6 protein-coding genes are annotated in these 3,118 nt (G+C 46.4%); 1 reads left to right on the forward strand and 5 read right to left on the reverse strand.

Annotation, left to right across the window (positions count from 1 at the left end; genetic code table 11):
- Nucleotides 1–83 precede the first annotated feature (83 nt).
- The 5 genes from P1P89_22875 to P1P89_22895 all read right to left on the reverse strand — a co-directional run bounded on the left by P1P89_22875 (nucleotide 84) and on the right by P1P89_22895 (nucleotide 2,445).
- A complete protein-coding gene (locus tag P1P89_22875) occupies nucleotides 84–251 on the reverse strand; it encodes a hypothetical protein (GenBank protein MDF1594367.1) in 168 nt (55 codons plus the stop codon).
- A 126-nt stretch (nucleotides 252–377) separates the two neighbouring features.
- Nucleotides 378–839 carry a PIN domain-containing protein gene (locus P1P89_22880; protein ID MDF1594368.1) on the reverse strand — a complete coding sequence of 154 codons (462 nt, stop codon included), beginning with the start codon at nucleotides 837–839 and terminating at the stop codon, nucleotides 378–380.
- The gene (locus P1P89_22885) at nucleotides 830–1,078 is read right to left on the reverse strand and encodes a type II toxin-antitoxin system prevent-host-death family antitoxin (protein MDF1594369.1); all 249 of its coding nucleotides are present in this window, start codon (nucleotides 1,076–1,078) and stop codon (nucleotides 830–832) included. Before P1P89_22885 ends, P1P89_22880 begins: the two co-directional genes overlap by 10 nt.
- 222 nt (nucleotides 1,079–1,300) lie before the next feature.
- Entirely contained in the window at nucleotides 1,301–1,504 is a 204-nt protein-coding gene (locus P1P89_22890) for a hypothetical protein (GenBank protein ID MDF1594370.1), read from the reverse strand.
- A gap of 554 nt (nucleotides 1,505–2,058) precedes the next feature.
- Nucleotides 2,059–2,445, reverse strand: coding sequence for a nucleotidyltransferase domain-containing protein (locus P1P89_22895; protein MDF1594371.1), 387 nt, complete (start codon nucleotides 2,443–2,445; stop codon nucleotides 2,059–2,061).
- A 373-nt stretch (nucleotides 2,446–2,818) separates the two neighbouring features.
- On the opposite strand from P1P89_22895, the gene P1P89_22900 reads away from it, so the two are divergent.
- Nucleotides 2,819–3,118 (forward strand): transposase (locus tag P1P89_22900; protein ID MDF1594372.1); only part of this gene is annotated, 300 nt, incomplete at its 3' end.

Consider the following 3,118-nt stretch of genomic DNA (forward strand, 5'->3'; position numbering starts at 1 on the left):
GTAATATACTTTTCTGCCTCCGGTATCATTCTAAGGGGAATCGCGAATATCAGCTCGTCCACCACATTGTTGGAGAGGATTTCCTAAAGCTGCTCTATCGTACCAATGACCTTGACGCCGTTCTTAATCGACTGTCCCACCGTAGCGCCATCCACATCCAGACACCCCAGAATCTTGAAGCCCGCGTTCAAGCGGTCGCCGATGGTGTCGATGGCATCCCGGGCCCGCTCTTTGCTGCCGACAATGAGCACATTGCGGAAATTAAAACCCTTCTTTAGTTGTCCAATTAAAAATCTATATTAAATGGTTACACAACTTTGAGTTTATTTTTTACCGGTTTGGCCCAAGACTGAATCGGTAGGGCATTCCGGGTTTCGTCATTTTTTCCTTTTTCCGGTCTGTAGGATATTGTCGAGCAGCGGGGAGGATGGTTCGGAAAAGGGATTCACCACGGTAATGCCTCTCCAGGTGAAGCCTTTTTGTAAATCTTCACTGACAAGCAGGCGGCAGCGATTTTCCGCAGCAACCGCCATAATCAAGGCATCCCAAATCTGCAGCCGGTGGTCGATTGACAGATCAATTGCGGCCTGGAAAGCCGACCAGGATGAGTCGGCAACTTCAAAGCTGTCGGCCCAGGCCATAATCGCCTCACGTACAAGCCCTGCCTCTCGTTTTGCCTTTCCGATGAGAATCCGGAAAAGTTCCCCCAGCGTTTGCGCGGGAAGTATGACAAGCTCGGCCGGCAATTGTTCTATCAGCCGAATAGCGCCGGCACAGCGGGCCGCATCGCCGACCCCTTCGGCATAGGCCAAAATATTCGTATCAAGGGCTACACGCATGATGGATCATCATATAGTTCGTCACGGGTCCAGTTTCGAGACCCGGTCACGTCCTGGGCTTTCAACCGGGATAAAAGCAGGTTTTTCATCGCATTTTTTTGCAACGCCGCTGAATTAACAGAAGTGATTTTTGCCACAGGCGTACCTCTTGACAGGATCGTAATTTCTTCCCCCTTACTCACTTCCCGCAGTAAATTGGAAAATCCACGATTCGCATTGGCTGCCGTGATGGTTTTCATAATATTACCCTCCGATAAAAGTAGTTTATAGCACTACTTTATTGCGATTATGGCTTGCTGTCAAGCTTGTTTTTACCCGATATTAAATCATTCGGCACCGCATCAGGTAACGGCAGGGGAAAATTACCCATAACCGGCATTACCGGAAATGGGTAAAAACGGCCTCGGTTGAAAATTTGACTTACCGAAAACAGGTTTGACCTGAAATCGGTAAGTTGTCTATCAAAGGGCATTTAGGGTTTCGGTGAATTGGGACAGGATCTTTTTGCGGTCAAGTTCTTTTACGGCAAATTCCCTTGCGGCCCTCCCCAATTTTTCACGATCTTCAGGTTTTTCAGAAAGCTTAACAATGGCATTCGCGAATGCAGCGGCATCTCCGGGTGGAACCAATACCCCACTCCCCCGAACAACATTCCCGATTTCCATATCCCCTGATTTGCCACATGTTCAGGCAAATTGTTCTTTTGTACAATTAAAATGAGAAGAGAGGGTGCTGCAAACCATTATCCGCTTTGCTCAAGGAAATCCGCAAAGGCTAAAATCTCAGCTTGCACTTTTGACCACGATGTAACCAGATCCGCTACGATCGGCTCAACCTTCTCTGGCACCAGGTTAAACGTGTAAACATTTCGCACTAAATGTCTGAACCGTCTCATCTCATCGAGACAGAAAAAGCTATCAGTGCTAATCACGGCAGGACGGAGATCTTTCTGCTCTTGTGACATTTGCTTGAGAAGATCGCGATGCCACAATTCACCGGACGGAATCTTCTCGCCAACATGCCTGGCAATCAGTTCGAATATGCGCTCAAGGCCCGAATAAAATACTATGAAGATTCAATGCGACAGAGTCTATGTAGACTTCTTGCTCGCTGGATAGTTGCTTGCTCCGGTTCCAGGTCATCCATGCCCTCTTCACAACTCTATCCAGGTCCGATACTTCCCCACGAATTCGCTCCACCAGTTCTTGGCAGGACTTCCTCAAAGCTCTACTCCGTATTTATTAATCGATTTTTTTAAAGAGTCTCCCAGAGATTCAATTTCAACAAAATCGACCCGACGATCTGCAATAATATCCTCAGCCAATTTCCATGCTTTCCAATATTTTTTCGTTTCAAGCCCTTCCACAGCCAGATCAACATCAGAGCCAGGACCAAACCAATACGTTCGGGCAAGCGACCCGAATAATATAACCTTTCGAACTCCAAACTGACTTTTCAGCATCTGAGCCAACTCTCGAATCCTATTCAACAACCGGTCCCTTTCATCTTTCTCTTGACGCGTAAACCGCCGCGATATCACCTTCCTGTTTAATCCCTTCTTATATCGAGCCCAGTCTTCACGCTTTAATTCTAAGGCCGTTGCCATCTCTTTTTCCTTTCATAATGATAGAAGGCATTTCCTTATTCTTTAGAACTTCATCCGGTTTTTTGTATGGCTGAATTGTACCACCTTAATCAGTATTTTTCAAGACGGCGGAAATGGACGGCGGAAATGTGTAAGACGCTCATTCTGGGAGAATGGCATAATTTTATAGACGTCCACTTGACCCCTTCGGCTTCACACGGCCCAGCCTTTAAATGAACTGGATAACTGAAGAGCGTTATATATTGAAAAGAGAAGAGAATATACCTTCGAGAGTAGTAAAAAGAAAATTTATTATCGCGTAGAAAAAAAAGATAACCTCCTGATAGCATACGGGCAGCCAAAAACAAACCCTTAAAGCTAAAAGGAGGTTATCATGAACGAAAATGAAGTTATCAGGTATGAGAAGTTCTGTCAATTTAAAGCCGAGATTCGATCATCAAGAGATTATCTGGTGGTGGGAATCGACGTAGCCAAGGATCGCCATCACGCATTTTTCGGTACCGCAGCCGGTCGCACGCTTTTAAAGCGATTGATCTTTGACAATAACCAGGCCGGTTTTAAGCAGTTAATTACACGGGCGTCACAGCTTCAGATTGCGCACGGACTCAGCAGGGTCGCATATGGATTAGAGCCGACCGGTAATTATCACAAGCCGCTGTCGAGCTGGCTGCTT

The organism is Desulfobacterales bacterium (assembly GCA_029211065.1).
Lineage (GTDB): Bacteria > Desulfobacterota > Desulfobacteria > Desulfobacterales > JARGFK01 > JARGFK01.

Coding starts and splice junctions, on each gene's coding strand:
- P1P89_22890 (MDF1594370.1), bottom strand. CDS start 1,504: ATGGAAATCGGGAATGTTGTTCGGGGGAGTGGGGTATTGGTTCCACCC.
- P1P89_22895 (MDF1594371.1), bottom strand. CDS start 2,445: ATGGCAACGGCCTTAGAATTAAAGCGTGAAGACTGGGCTCGATATAAG.
- P1P89_22880 (MDF1594368.1), bottom strand. CDS start 839: ATGCGTGTAGCCCTTGATACGAATATTTTGGCCTATGCCGAAGGGGTC.
- P1P89_22885 (MDF1594369.1), bottom strand. CDS start 1,078: ATGAAAACCATCACGGCAGCCAATGCGAATCGTGGATTTTCCAATTTA.